The sequence below is a fragment of the Sulfitobacter sp. HI0040 genome (assembly GCF_001634885.1).
Taxonomy (GTDB): Bacteria; Pseudomonadota; Alphaproteobacteria; order Rhodobacterales; family Rhodobacteraceae; genus Sulfitobacter.
The window spans coordinates 19657-33474 of sequence record NZ_LWEX01000353.1 but is presented as its reverse complement, the minus strand read 5'-3'; the positions used below and the strand labels follow the sequence as shown (position 1 = coordinate 33474).

The following is a 13818-nucleotide window of genomic DNA, read 5'->3' as shown; positions in this document are numbered from 1 at the left end:
GTTTCTCCTACTTTAGGACCCACCGACGCAGCATAGAAATTTACAATCTCCGTTAAGCGCTTGCTATACAACAACATTCTGAAGCCAAGCAATTAAGCACATAGGCATCTATGCATTACACCCATTAGAACCATGAAATTTACCGAACCGATCCCATCGAACCGCACCCAAAGAGCTACGTGGTGATTGTCCTTGCGAAGGGGCCGGTGGGGGTGCGGACGAAAGGTTGGACTATCTTAGGGATAGTCCATGCACAGCTACGAAGAAGGACTGCGCGCGGTCAAGCTTTACGTCAAGCTCGACAAGCGGGTGCAGGCCCGCGACTCGTAAGTTGGGGTATCCGACGAAGAACGGCTTGGAAGGCGTGGCCTCGGGAATACCAATGGCGGCAAATCATGCCTATATAATCGGCACCGCGCACGCCTTAGTTTTCGACGGCGCAGAGGCAGGTGGCGCTAAATCACTATGCAACCCATGACCGCTGCATCTGATGGACTCTGCATGCTTTAGACTACCCATGCCGAACCACCATCGCGGCTTGGGTGCGCGATGCTTTTTTTGACAGGAAGCCGGTTTCTAACACGGCACATGGCCCAGACAACCAATCTGACGCCGTGAAGCACGGCTGAAGGTCGCACGCTCATGTTAAACACCCGCCCCTCACCGGCATAGCCGAGCGCCCGGTTCCGTTCGCGGCGGCCGGCGGCATCGAACGTCGGACGACGTGCTGCATCTATTCCAACTACTTCGGAAGCGGAGCATTTTGAATAGTTGGTGCGACATCAATGAAGGAATGCGCAGCCTTGGCCAACCAGCGTCGTATTCACGGTGAAGTGCCGCTTCCCCATCAGGATCACGTACGAACCACCTGGCGGCGGCTTTTACCAGCGACACTTGCAAATTGCACCTCGGCGCATACCTTTTGAATGTCGCCTGTCCAGGGCCCGCAAAGCGGCGCGACGTTGGAGATTTTAAATTCGATGGAATCTCGGCTCCGACCAATTTGATTTTGCAGAGAGCGGTTCTGCGCGGCCTTGTTGTATCGGCGGCCCAGCAGCTCTTCGCTAAGTATCAGCAAATATTCCGCGGCGATCGTATCATTACCTTCATAGGACCAATCAGCAGCCGTCATAGTGCCGTCGTCAATCCGCGCAACTTGGCGTGTCAGGCGAAAAACGCAGGAACGCCTTTAATCATTGTGATAGCGCACGCTTGTCTTTCCCGCGCATCCCGACGTAGCATCGGTAGATACTTTTTTCGATTTTAATTGCGGCAGGATAAAATGGACAAGCGGGGCCTTAGCGAGCGCGATATATGCACCAAATTTATCACCCCAGCCCTTGTCTTAGCAGGCTGGGACGTGAACAGCCAAATCCGCGAAGAGGTCAGTTTCACCAAAGGCCGGATCATCGTCCGCGGTAAGATGGTCAGCCGCGGCGAAGGCAAGCGTGCTGATTACATCTTGTCAGCAAAGCCCAACATCCCCATCGCCATCATCGAGGCGAAAGACAACAAACAGCCCGTCGGCGGAGGCATGCAGCAAGCGCTCGGCTACGCTGAGACGCTGGATATTCCCTTCGTATTCTCATCGAACGGAAATGGCTTTGTCTTCCACGATCGAACTGGATCTTCATCAAATGTCGAACAGTCCTTGGGCTTGGATGAATTCCCCAGCCCCCAGGATCTTTGGCAGCGCTATAAATCTTGGAAAGGGCTGTCCGACGCTGAGGAAAAAATCGCTCTTGAGGATTACCATGATGACGGTTCGGGCAAGGAACCGCGCTACTATCAGGTCAATGCCATCAACAAAACGATGGAAGCGATAGCCAAGGGGCAGGATCGCGTCCTTCTGGTCATGGCGACGGGCACCGGCAAAACCTATACGGCTTTTCAGATCATCTGGCGCTTTCGGCAGGCGTTTCCTGGAAAACGCGTTCTGTTCTTGGCAGATCGAAATGTGCTTATCGATCAAACCATGGTCAACGACTTTCGGCCCTTCAGTGGCAAGATGGCGAAGCTGTCGACCCAGTCGAAAACCATCGAGCGGCCGGACGGAACCAAGGAGAGCGTTACGCTTGCGATGGACAAAAAGCGCCGCATCGACTCCTCCTATGAAATCTACCTCGGGCTTTACCAGGCCATCACCGGCCCGAACGAGAGCCAGAAGATCTATCGTGAGTTCTCCAAGGACTTCTTCGACCTGATCATCATCGACGAATGTCATCGGGGGAGCGCATCGGCGGACTCCGCTTGGCGGGAGATCCTCGATCATTTCTCGTCAGCCGTGCAGATCGGCCTGACGGCGACACCCAAGGAGACGGAATACGCGTCGAACATTGACTACTTTGGGCCACCAGTCTTCAGCTACACCTTGAAGCAAGGCATCCGCGACGGTTTCCTTGCGCCCTACAAAGTCATCAAAGTTCACGTCGACCGTGACGTGCAGGGGTATCGCCCGGCGAAAGGCCAGCTGGATCGGGATGGAGAAGAGGTCGAGGACCGGATCTACAATGCCAAGGATTTCGACCGAACGCTGGTTTTGGACGACCGTACCAAGCTCGTCGCGCGAAAAATTACGGAGTTCCTCCGCGAAAGTGGCGACCCGATGGCCAAGACCATCGTGTTCTGCGTGGATCAAGAGCATGCAGCGCGTATGCGCCAAGCGCTTATCAACGAAAATGCCGACCTCGTCGCAAAGAACGCGCGATACGTGATGCGGATCACCGGGAACGACAAAGACGGCATCGATCAACTGGGAAATTTTATCGATCCAGAGGCCGCTTACCCCGTGATCGTGACCACATCCAAACTTCTGTCTACAGGGGTCGACGCCCAGACCTGCCGCCTGATCGTGCTCGACCGCGAAGTCGGGTCTATGACCGAATTCAAGCAGATCGTTGGGCGCGGCACACGGGTGCATGAAGATACGCGCAAGCTGTTCTTCACGCTGATGGATTTCCGCGGTGCGTCAAGCCATTTCGCAGATCCGGACTTCGACGGCGAGCCTGTTCAAATCTACGAACCCAGTCAGTATGACCCTGTGACCCCGTCGGACGAAACGCCAGCCCAGACGCCGGACGGCGACGGCACAGCAAGCGGTGAGAACCCTGCGGAGAACGAGACCGTCCTGATCGATCCGAACAACCAGAACCTCACAAGCGGCACCAAGACCGGCCCGCACCCCAAGGTTTATATCGACGGCGTGGGCGCTGACATCGTCGCCGAGCGCGTCGAATACCTTGATGAAAGCGGCAAGCTGGTAACCGAGTCCCTCCGCGACTACACGCGCAAGGCCATGCGGCAGCGTTTCACCAGCCTGGATGATTTCCTGCGGCGCTGGAAGCAGACCGAACGCAAACACGCGCTTGTCGAAGAACTGGCCGAGGAGGGATTGCCCCTCGACGTAATCGCTGACGAACTGGGGTTGGACCTCGACCCGTTTGACCTGATCTGCCATATCGCCTTTGACGCCAAGCCGCTGACCCGCAAAGAACGCGCCGATAATGTGCTCAAGCGAGACGTGTTTACCAAATACGGCCCCCAGGCCCGTGCTGTCCTTGAGGCATTGCTGGAAAAATACGCCGACGACGGCGTTATCAGCATCGACGACCCGAAGATCCTGAAAATCAATCCATTCTCCGGCATGGGCACCGAGGTTGAATTGATCCGCGCCTTCGGCAAGAAGAACGACTACATTCGCGCCGTGCATGAGATGCAGACGGCGCTCTACGAAGAAAGTGCATAACTCATGTCCGTCCGCAACCTCGTCAAATCCATCCAAGATATCATGCGCAAGGACACCGGCGTCGATGGTGACGCGCAGCGCATGTCCCAGCTGGTCTGGATGTTCTTCCTCAAAATCATGGATGACCAGGACGAAGCGCTGGAAATCACACAAGATGACTACACCTCGCCCATCCCCGAGGATCTGCAGTGGCGGACCTGGGCGGCCAACCCTGAGGGCATCACCGGCGACACGCTTCTGGACTTTCTGAACGACGAGCTGTTCCCCCGCCTCAAACAACTCTCCCCGCAAAAAGGGCCCCGCGCCAAGGTCGTCCGCGATATTTTTGAGGACGCCTATAACTACATGAAATCCGGCCAGCTCCTGCGGCAGGTGATCAACAAGATCAACGAGGTCGATTTTAACAACCTCACCGAACGCCAGCACTTTGGCGACATCTACGAACAGCTGTTGAACGACCTCCAGAACGCGGGCAACGCCGGCGAATATTACACGCCCCGCGCGGTCACCGCCTTCATGGTTCAGCAGATCGACCCAACGCCCGGCGAGGTGCTGTTTGACCCCGCCTGCGGCACCGGCGGCTTCCTGACCTGCGCCATGCGCCACATGCGCGACAAGCACATCAAGCGCCCTGAGGACGAGACGCTGATGCAGGCCTCGCTACGCGCGGTCGAGAAGAAGCCGCTGCCCCACATGCTCTGCGTCACCAACATGCTGCTGCACGGGGTGGAAGAGCCGTCATGGGTGCGTCACGACAACACCCTGGCGCGCCCGCTGGTCAGTTGGGGCCAAGCGGACAAGGTCGACATCGTCCTGTCCAACCCGCCCTTCGGTGGCAAGGAAGAGGACGGGATCGAGAACAACTTCCCCACCTTCCGCACCCGCGAAACGGCAGACCTGTTCCTCGCGCTCATCATCCGCTTGCTTAAGGACAACGGCAGGGCAGCCGTGGTGCTGCCCGATGGCTCGCTTTTTGGCGAAGGGATCAAAACCAAGCTCAAGGAACACTTGCTTGAGGAATGCAACCTGCACACCATCGTGCGGCTGCCGAACTCGGTCTTCAAACCCTATGCCTCCATCGGCACCAACCTGCTTTTCTTTGAAAAGGGCACGCCCACGCATGACATCTGGTATTGGGAACACCGCGTGCCCGAGACGCAGAAGGCCTATTCCATGACCAAGCCGATCCGGCTGGAGCATCTGGACGACTGCGCCGCATGGTGGGGCGGTGAGGCCCGCGAAGGGCGGCAGGAAAGCGAGCGCGCGTGGAAAGTGTCGATTGACGAGATCCGCGAGCGCGGTTTCAACCTCGACATCAAGAACCCGCATGTGGAGGCAGAGGACTGGGGCGACCCAGAGACCCTGCTGAACGACCTGACCAAGGCCAAGGCCTCGGTCGATAGCCTGCGCGCCGAGCTGAAGGCCATCCTGACGGAGGCGCTGGCCCGATGAACGCGGAACGGTTGCTGCAGGTTTACGAACAGATCAGCGAAGCGCCGGACGCCATCGCGCGGCTGCGGCGGTTCGTCCTGGATTTGGCGGTGCGTGGGAAGCTGGTGGAGCAGGATGCGGCGAATGAGCCTGCCATAGAGCTGCTTGACAGGATAGCCGAAAAAAAGGTTCGTCTCTTTGAGGTAGGGGCGATTAAGAAAAAACCTGAACTGCCACCCGTCGCGCGATGTGATCAACCACACCCACTCCCAAGTAATTGGATTTGGGTTCGCTTCGCGAACATCGTCGATTTCTCAGCCGGCAGGACCCCATCGCGAGGCGATACATCTTATTGGAATACCGGTGATTTCCATTGGGTGAGCATTGCGGACATGGTTGATGGCCAAGTCGTAAGCGAGACAAAGGAAACAGTCAGCGAAAAGGCTAAGAAAGAAGCCTTCAAATCTGACCCAGCTCCAGCCGGAACAATGATTATGAGCTTCAAGCTCACGATCGGCAAAATGTCACGGCTGGGAGTGCACGCCTACCACAACGAAGCTATCATCTCAATTCGGCCTCACTTAGCGGAACTTGATCCCTATTTATTCAAGGTTTTGCCTGACCTTGCCCGAGGCGGCGAGACCAAGGGAGCGATTAAGGGAGTAACCCTAAATCGCGAGTCCATTTCAAACATCTTGATCCCGCTTCCACCTCTCGCCGAACAGCACCGGATCGTCGCCAAGGTCGATGAGCTCATGGCGCTCTGTGATCGCCTGGAGGAGGCCGGCAAGACACGGGAGGAGCTGCGCGACAAGCTGACCGCCGCCAGCCTCGCCCGCCTGACAGCCCCCGACACCACGGCAGAGGACCTCCCCACCCACGCCGCCTTCGCCCTCAAGGCGCTCCCCGCCCTCACCACGCGCCCCGACCAGATCAAGACCCTCCGCCAAACCATCCTCAACCTCGCCGTCCGCGGAAAACTGGTGGAACAGGATCCGGCGGATGAACCGGCGTCTGATTTGTTGGAGCAGATTGCTGAAGACCGTGACCGGCTTTCAAAAAAAGGTGAGATAAAGAAGCAAAAGCCAATCCTACCCTTGGACGACAGCGAAGTGCCCTACGAAGCCCCGGAAAATTGGCAGTGGGCTCGTTTCAATGAGATTGCAGCGATCCAATCGAACTTGGTATCCCCCAAAGGCTACCCCGATATGCCGCACATCGCGCCGGACAACATCGAAGGGTGGACAGCAAGGCTTCTTCCTTATGTCTCAGTGAAAGAAGCGGGCGTGTTCAGCGGCAAACACAGCTTCTCCGCCGGCTCTATCCTCTATTCCAAAATCCGCCCCAACCTCGCCAAGGTGACAATTGTCGATTTTGATGGCCTATGTAGCGCGGACATGTATCCAATCCGAGCACACATTCACCGCGAGTTCCTGGTGAAGTTCATGATCACTCAGGCCTTTGTCGATCAATCGGTTTCCGAAGACAACCGCGTGGCCATGCCGAAGATCAATCAAGCTGCGCTGTCCAATATTTTGATCCCGGTTCCACCCCTCGCCGAACAACACCGCATTGTGGCCAAGGTCGATGCCCTCATGGCCCTCTGCGACCGGCTGGAGGCCGCCCTGACCACCACCGCCACCTCCCGCACCCGCCTCCTCGAATCGCTTCTCCACGAGGCGCTGGAGCCCGTGACCGACACCCTGGAGGCCGCCGAATGACCTTTCGTCACTGGACGCACTACCGATCTTGACCCTTCGCCACGGTGAAAGTGTGAACAAAGTGCCGGATAATCGAAATGGGAGACAGGGTTACAAGAACAAAAAGTCATGGGCTTCGATGCCGGGAACGGTAGAGTACTTGCACTTGATGTAGAGGCGTCCAACCTGAACACCGTGAAAATCTGGATTGAGCCGCCAGCACCTCCCACCATTCCGAGCATATCCTTTCTGCCTCCGAAGGAAAGCCACGACCTACACCGCGATGTCTTGTCCGCCTTGAGCAGGAAAAAAGGGATCTACCTGCAAGCGCATGACAGGGACGCCTTTGTGCAGCTCTTGAATTGGTATTCTTGAAAAACGGGAGGGCTGAGTAATGATGGCGCACGGGCTTGAGATAATAGATTTCAAAGCGGCATTCCAACGCTTCCAATCCCTGATCACCGCCTTCGACGCCCCATTCACGCGGTTTGATGAGGGCTTGATCGTCGCATGGGAAAGCTACAAGCCCCGCGTCCGTGCCGAAGCCCTGACCCGCCTCGACGCCGACAGCTGGACATAAGATCAGATCGGGTCCGGTAGCATCGTCGCCAAGGTGATCGACGCCATCGAAATCCAGGCCACCCACGGCGATGTGACGAACAACATGGTGTTCTGGCAGAACCGTTACGGCCACGCCAACCGAGAACACCGCGCCTTGATCGAAGCCGCCGCGACGGGAACCGGGCTCCAAACCCTCGAACGCCTGCTGTTTCAACTTTTTGGCACGGTCCGCGACGAGAGGGACATCTTTGAAGAACTGAGCGAGGCCGTCGGCGCGAAATACCCCCTGATTGCCTATCTATTCTTCCTGAAGGACATTAATCGTTTCATGCCGATCCAGCCGACAGGGTTTGACAGGGTATTCGGGGAAATCGGTTTGGAATTCCGTACCCTGCGTCAGTGCAATTGGAGCAACTATTCACAGTTCAATGCAATCTTAGATGATCTGCGCACCCCGATTGCAAAGCAGGCTGATCTGGACGGAGCCCGCCTAATTGACGCCCATTCCCTACTTTGGGTGTTTTCCACATTGCCACGCATGGAAGCGAGGGGCGAACTTCCCGATGGCGCCAAAACCAGTGAACGTCATCTCGGCGCACGCGAGAAATCCATTGCCGACGCCGAGTTGGACAAGCTGATCCGAGACCTGCTTAAGATCCAGGAAGACCGCTGCGCCATCACCGGCCTACCCTTTCAGTTTCAAGGCGCACAAACAGACGACAACATGCTGCCCTCCCTCGACCGGATTGACAGCAATGGGCACTATGCCCGGGACAACCTGCAGATCGTGTGCCGCTTCATCAACTTCTGGAGGCAGGCACCTGACGACACTGAGTTCCGACGGCTGGTCTAATTGGTCCGAGATGTCGGGAGGGCCTGAGGCCTGTAAGAGGAGGAGGCAATCTGACCATTGGATGCACAGTATGACCAAACTCCTAAACAGAACTTTGGAGTGCCCCAGACGGCAGCATTTCCACCTCTAAGGGCGGTTTCCGGACCTTCGCTGCGCTCTGTGTGAATGGCGGCTAATGCGCACATTAATCAATTCGTGCGCTTACAGTATCGGATGCTCATTGAGACTTGCATCGTGGACCGCCCGGTTTGCGATGACGATACCGGTGAGAACCGCACACTTGGAAATTACATTCCAGCCAAGCCTTTTTGAGAACAGCGGAGAGGAAGTCGGCCACGGTAGCGGCGGGATGACCCCGATACGTGAGGTGTAAAAGTCGTCCACCATAAAGCCTTTCTGGCTGCAGGGAGACTGGGAGGATTTTCACTGTGGTATTGTATCGGAAGGTTCGGTTGGCCTGTGCAGAGGTGCTTTTCCAAAGAGTCTATCGGCTTTCACCTGCCATCCACTTTGAGTCGCTTGGTTCAGCTCATTCACGGTGTCCACATAGTCACTCCTTTAACCGACACAAGCCCATCTATTAGGAACGCGACGCTGTATTGGGCCCGCGTCGACGCGACATAGAATGCATTTACAGCTTTGTCCGTTGTGCCGGATTCTAATGGGGCACGGTTACCGCGCAAAAACATCATTTGTGGTTCCGTCGGAAGGATGAGCGTCCTCGCAAATGTCATGCCTTTGGCTTGACCGAAATTGAATGCTTCACGCCCTACGCAATATTGAACTCCTGAGTTGATACTATGCCTCAAAATCGTAGGGTTGAAGTATTCTTGGTACGCCCGAAAGTGCTTGGGGTTTACTGCGAATACACCGATGTGCTTCGCGTTTTCTTCAGAGATGGATGGCAAAGCAACCTTGGAGCCGGTGGGAGGATAGCCTGAGCCCTCATGTATTAAATCGGAGAACTCGCAAATTTCCAGTACAGAGCGACGACTGAAGTTCATTGAAACTTCAGTGAAGCCCAATTCTTTGAAACGTGCTCGCTTGTCAGAGTTGGTTTTTGGATGTTTCTGAGCGTTTGCCGTCTGGTAAATCGTCTGCCTGAAGTCACCCACACATGTAATGTCGAGGCTTTCGCTTGCCGACAGTGATTTGAGCACCTCAAAATCCCAACCAACAAGGTCTTGTACTTCGTCAATGAATACTGTGTCGTATATTTCCTCCAGTCGCTCAGCAGCACTGCCAAACTTAATGGTTCGACGGCCTTGTTTTCGCGTAACCTTAGATTCTTCTGCGATACGACAAGCAAGCTTGGAAAGATAAGTGGAATGTGCCTTATGCCCTGGATCAGTCACAAAGTGCATATGGTTGTATTTTCCTGATGAGTGTTTTTCAGATCTCCCCTTAATTGTATATCCGCTTCTCTTGTGAGGGTCGGTTTCATTAAAGTTGAGTCCCGCCACCCTGTTCTCAAGGATGTGGGACTGATACGGCCTGATCATGTCCTCCAGTAAAAATGTGAACCACCCTTTTACTGCTATTTCCCCAGGGACCGCTCCAAGGGCTTTGGATATTCTCTTGATAATTTGCTTTTGGTTGCAATCTGTGTAGGTGAGAATTAGCGAGCGTTTCTTTTGCCGGTAGTTGGAAATGGCCTCGTTTATAATGCGCTCTGACTTGCCCGCTCCTGCACAAGCTATGACTAACTGCCTACGCAAAATCCAATGCCTCATTGATGTAAGATGGCGCTTTGAAATCTTGGTTGGTTTCGAACATCCGCATTGCGGAGTCCACCTTCTTCCCGCCCGTGTCTTTTCCCGAAAACCAATTGATGATAAATGACTTACGATCTGCAACGCCCCCTTTATCGTAATCCTTATAGGTTACGGTTGAGAGGACTATTTTTGCAAAACCGTCCAGCTCCTTCTGTGAATTGGCGTTTGCATCAACGAAGGCTGGCTCCAAAGAGAAAATTTTATCGTCTCTTGGAGAAAAAATCTTAATTGCGCTATAGCCTTTATAGGGTGCCATCCAGCCATCGATATTTTTCGACCAATCTCCGTCGTTGTCTTTAATGACATGAACAGAGTTTCCCAAGTGCAATGCAATATTGAGGTAGTTCTTAAATCCAATTCCCCGAACTACGATGATGTCGATCCCATCCTCCTCGGGCAGCCGCTTCCATTTATCAAGATACAGCTTTTTTAATATGAGCTCTTCCGAGGGCCCCTCTACCAAGATTACTTTCGGACTCAGCACAACTCGAAGCGTGTCAAACCCTGGAAATCTCTTCAGGGTCTTGACAGTGCCCTTGTCGACTTCATGCAGCCTCTTATAGTTTTCACCTTGTAGGCATATTTTTTCGAAACTGAGTTTGTTTAGAACGTACGAGCTATGGGTTGTAATAAATATCTGCTGGCCTTTGTGTTTGTCTTCAATAAACTTGACCAGCTTGACCAAATTCATGTGTGACAAATGAATTTCCGGCTCTTCGATCATAACTACATTAGCGGCATTGGATTTCCTCCAAAGCGCTAATTTCATTTGGACTTGGTGCTGTTCACCCTTTCCGATCTGCGAGAACGGCACGCGATCCAGGGTGAGTTGCAAGTTATTCTCCCAGCTGGTTTGCGGAGAGCTTTCAATTGAGAACTCGAGATTCTTTACGGTTATGTCATTGGATTTATCAAGATCGCTATTCACCTTGACTACATTCGGTTCGCTGTCGAAATTCTTTTTTAGCTGGCGGTAACTTGTGTTTAGGAGTGTTTTATCCTCCTTTGCAAGCGCAGTGTCCAAGATGTCGGAAATATATCGGCGAGCACCCTGTGAAGGGTGCAGTGTGGTCGGGTCCACGAATAGACATGTTATCAATTTGTTGTAAGGTGTCAGCTTCTCCCAGGAGAAAGCGTACCACTCTACCTTGTAGAATTCTATTGGCAGGGATGTTATGCCGCCAAGGTTCTTGGAGTAGTTTAGGTAGGCCGCAGATAGGTCTGGGTCGAAGCAAATCCTTACATATAGACCAGGGCAGTTCAGGCCCTTACTGTTATTGGTACCCTTGAGGTCGCTTCCTTCATCAAGATATGCCTCGATTAGAATCTCGGGAAAAGAACTCTGATCTTTAGGGCTGGAAAGGAAGTCTTGAACAGCTTCCGCATTGAAAAGGTCCGAAGAAAGAACTGTGGAAATCGGTTTGCCCCGATGTCGAAGATTGAGGCAAAGTTCTATGGCCTCAAGTATTGTGCTTTTGCCGCTTTCGTTGTCGCCTACGATGATGTTGATGTCAGGGTTAAAATCAAACTCTTGCTGTCTGATCTTCTTAAAATTTTTTACAAAAATTTTATCCACACGCATATTCTGACTTCACCTTGAGCTTCCAGCTTGCGGGGGATTTCTATTGACTTAGCTCCTTCCCACACGTTCAGGGCATGTTAGGGGAAGTTGGCGCAGCCCGCAATTGTAGTGGTGGAATGTTGTCAGGTGTTTGCGCGGTGCAGGCGGTTACACCTATTTGAAAGCAACCGAGCGTTTTCACACTGTCCAGATACCTGGGTAGGTGAGTGATAGCCTGATAAGCTCTTGTCGCATCGCGTCGCACAACTGTGATTTCAAGAGGGGACGTTATGGCGGGTAAGTCGGCGGGTGAGAACGGCGGCGGAAAAGTTGGCCAAGGTAGCGGCGGGATGATCCTGACGCGTGGTGTCCCGAAACGCCGTTTCCTGCTCGTCCAGGATGGCCCGGAAACGATTGTCTACAATTGGTCCCCTCGGCGCATGCGGTTTGACCCGGTTCTACAGCCAGAGCTGCTTTCTCCGGATCCACGCCTGCAGTGTTCGCCGCTACCGAATTTTCTATCTGGGATTCCCCTTATCTCTATTGTGAAGTCGTGACCGCTTTGGGCTTGCACCCGTCTTCGATCTGAGCCTAAGGCCAAACGCATCTTTCTTCACCAGCGGTTGGATGCCGTCGACGGGTTAGTTGAACATCTGAAGGTATGCCAGCGCCTTTCTGCATTTATAAAGATTCCGAGCAAAGCGTGGCTCTTAGAAGGTTGCTCGCCGTCAGTCTTATGCAGAACATATATTTTAGATGCCCGCTTCCTGAAAGCTGCACTGCAGCGGCGCGATGCCATGCGAACGGCTTGTGTGGATGGCTCCTGCATTGCAAGGGATTTCTGTGATCGCGATGGTCTGTCAGTACAGTCGTGTGTCCGGCCTGTTTACGTGACGGTTGCCACTGGCCCTGATGAGTTCCGCAAGCGAGGTTCCTATCGGCTAAACGACCTCTGGGGGCCGCGACATTCGTCGGAGTGTCCTTGCTCTTGGTTGACTTCGTTTCGCATCATCACATCAAACGTCTTGCATCTCTGGGCAGGATCAAGCGATCGGCTGCCGGTATTCCTCTCGTTTCGTCAGAAGCGCCCAGATGATCCGGGCGGATTTGTTGGCCATGGCGACCGTGGCCAACCTGAATGGTTTCTCAGCCAGTAATTTTGCCGTCCAGGTGTCAGCTTTCCCCGGTTTGTTCCTGGCCATCAGCGCCCGTGACGTCATGCCGACGATCAGCAGCTTTCGGATATATCGATCCCCCTTCTTGGTGATGCGGCCAAGCCGCTCTTTGCCACCACTGGACTTGTTCAGCGGTGTCAGACCCAGCCAAGCGGCGAGATCACGCCCTGTTTTGAATTGCTTTGCGTCGCCGATGGTGGCGACAATGGCGGAGGCCGTGATGGGGCCGACCCCCGGCATGCGCATCAGTCGCCGTGCATCAGCATCGAGCCATGCATGTTGTTCGATCAGTTTGGTCAGCCCTTCGATGCGCGCATTGAGACCATTCAGCTGATGGCACATCACTCCGAGAATGCCGTCTGCGATCTCGGGCATTTCCAACTGTTCTTCAGTCCCATGCTCGCGGGCAAACTTCGACACGGCCTCGATGCCCGTTGGCAGGATGTGCCCGAACTCCCGCAGGATACTGCGGATCATGTTCACGACCTGGGTGCGCTGGCGCACGACGAGATCCCGGACACGATGGATGGCCAGAACAGCTTGCTGATCTTCTGATTTGATCTCGACAAACCGCATGGTGGGGCGACGCACGGCTTCACAGATCGCTTCGGCATCCGCCGCATCCGTCTTACCACGCTTCACATAGGGCTTTACGTAGGCAGCTGGCATCAGCCGGACATCATGGCCCAGCTTGCGCAGCTCTCGGCCCCAATGATGCGCAGAACCACAGGCTTCCATGCCGACCACACATCTCGGCAAAGTCTCGAATAATGCCAAGAGCTTCGCCCGTTTGATCTTCTTATTGAGGATCTTGCGCCCAGTGGGCGAAACGCAGTGTACTTGGAAAACGTCCTTGGCCAAATCCAGGCCCACGGTCTTTACTGTCATTGGGTGGCTCCTTTCCTTGCGGTCGATGACAACTGCACTTTGACACGTTCGATGCCGGTGGAGCAGGAGCCATCCACCTCATCCGGTAAGGGCCGCAAGCGGCTCTCTCGAAAAGCCCCAAACAGAGAG

The 13818-nt window shown here is 54.4% G+C and carries 10 protein-coding genes; 6 read left to right on the top strand and 4 right to left on the bottom strand.

The window, feature by feature from the left end; translation table 11 throughout:
- Nucleotides 1-853: 853 nt before the first annotated feature.
- On the bottom strand, nucleotides 854-1132 hold the full coding sequence (locus tag A3728_RS15310; protein ID WP_067925473.1) for a hypothetical protein: 279 nt from the start codon (nucleotides 1130-1132) through the stop codon (nucleotides 854-856).
- Between the two features lie 150 nt (nucleotides 1133-1282).
- Here A3728_RS15310 and hsdR point away from each other — a divergent pair, with 150 nt between their 5' ends.
- From hsdR to A3728_RS23505, 6 genes are all read left to right on the top strand, one after another.
- Nucleotides 1283-3745 (top strand): EcoAI/FtnUII family type I restriction enzme subunit R, encoded by a 2463-nt coding sequence (hsdR, locus tag A3728_RS15305; RefSeq protein WP_067925471.1) that lies wholly within the window; start codon nucleotides 1283-1285, stop codon nucleotides 3743-3745.
- A gap of 3 nt (nucleotides 3746-3748) precedes the next feature.
- On the top strand, nucleotides 3749-5197 hold the full coding sequence (locus A3728_RS15300; protein ID WP_067925468.1) for a type I restriction-modification system subunit M: 1449 nt from the start codon (nucleotides 3749-3751) through the stop codon (nucleotides 5195-5197).
- Nucleotides 5194-6897, top strand: a complete 1704-nt coding sequence (locus tag A3728_RS15295) for a restriction endonuclease subunit S (protein ID WP_067925464.1) — start codon at nucleotides 5194-5196, stop codon at nucleotides 6895-6897. Before A3728_RS15300 ends, A3728_RS15295 begins: the two co-directional genes overlap by 4 nt.
- Before the next feature lie 108 nt (nucleotides 6898-7005).
- Entirely contained in the window at nucleotides 7006-7251 is a 246-nt protein-coding gene (locus A3728_RS23745; RefSeq protein ID WP_067925461.1) for a hypothetical protein, read from the top strand.
- A gap of 19 nt (nucleotides 7252-7270) precedes the next feature.
- Nucleotides 7271-7456 carry a hypothetical protein gene (locus tag A3728_RS15285; protein ID WP_067925458.1) on the top strand — a complete coding sequence of 62 codons (186 nt, stop codon included), beginning with the start codon at nucleotides 7271-7273 and terminating at the stop codon, nucleotides 7454-7456.
- 33 nt (nucleotides 7457-7489) lie between these two features.
- Nucleotides 7490-8290: a hypothetical protein gene (locus tag A3728_RS23505; RefSeq protein ID WP_201722181.1), complete on the top strand. Its 801-nt coding sequence runs from the start codon at nucleotides 7490-7492 to the stop codon at nucleotides 8288-8290.
- Between the two features lie 533 nt (nucleotides 8291-8823).
- On the opposite strand, the gene A3728_RS22425 is transcribed toward A3728_RS23505, so the two are convergent.
- The 3 genes from A3728_RS22425 to A3728_RS15270 all read right to left on the bottom strand — a co-directional run bounded on the left by A3728_RS22425 (nucleotide 8824) and on the right by A3728_RS15270 (nucleotide 13689).
- Nucleotides 8824-10008 carry a UvrD-helicase domain-containing protein gene (locus A3728_RS22425; protein WP_236627994.1) on the bottom strand — a complete coding sequence of 395 codons (1185 nt, stop codon included), beginning with the start codon at nucleotides 10006-10008 and terminating at the stop codon, nucleotides 8824-8826.
- Complete coding sequence (locus A3728_RS15275; protein WP_067925455.1) at nucleotides 10001-11647, bottom strand: ATP-dependent nuclease; 1647 nt, start codon at nucleotides 11645-11647, stop codon at nucleotides 10001-10003. Before A3728_RS15275 ends, A3728_RS22425 begins: the two co-directional genes overlap by 8 nt.
- Before the next feature lie 1022 nt (nucleotides 11648-12669).
- Nucleotides 12670-13689, bottom strand: coding sequence for an IS110 family transposase (locus A3728_RS15270; protein WP_067925452.1), 1020 nt, complete (start codon nucleotides 13687-13689; stop codon nucleotides 12670-12672).
- Nucleotides 13690-13818 lie beyond the last annotated feature (129 nt).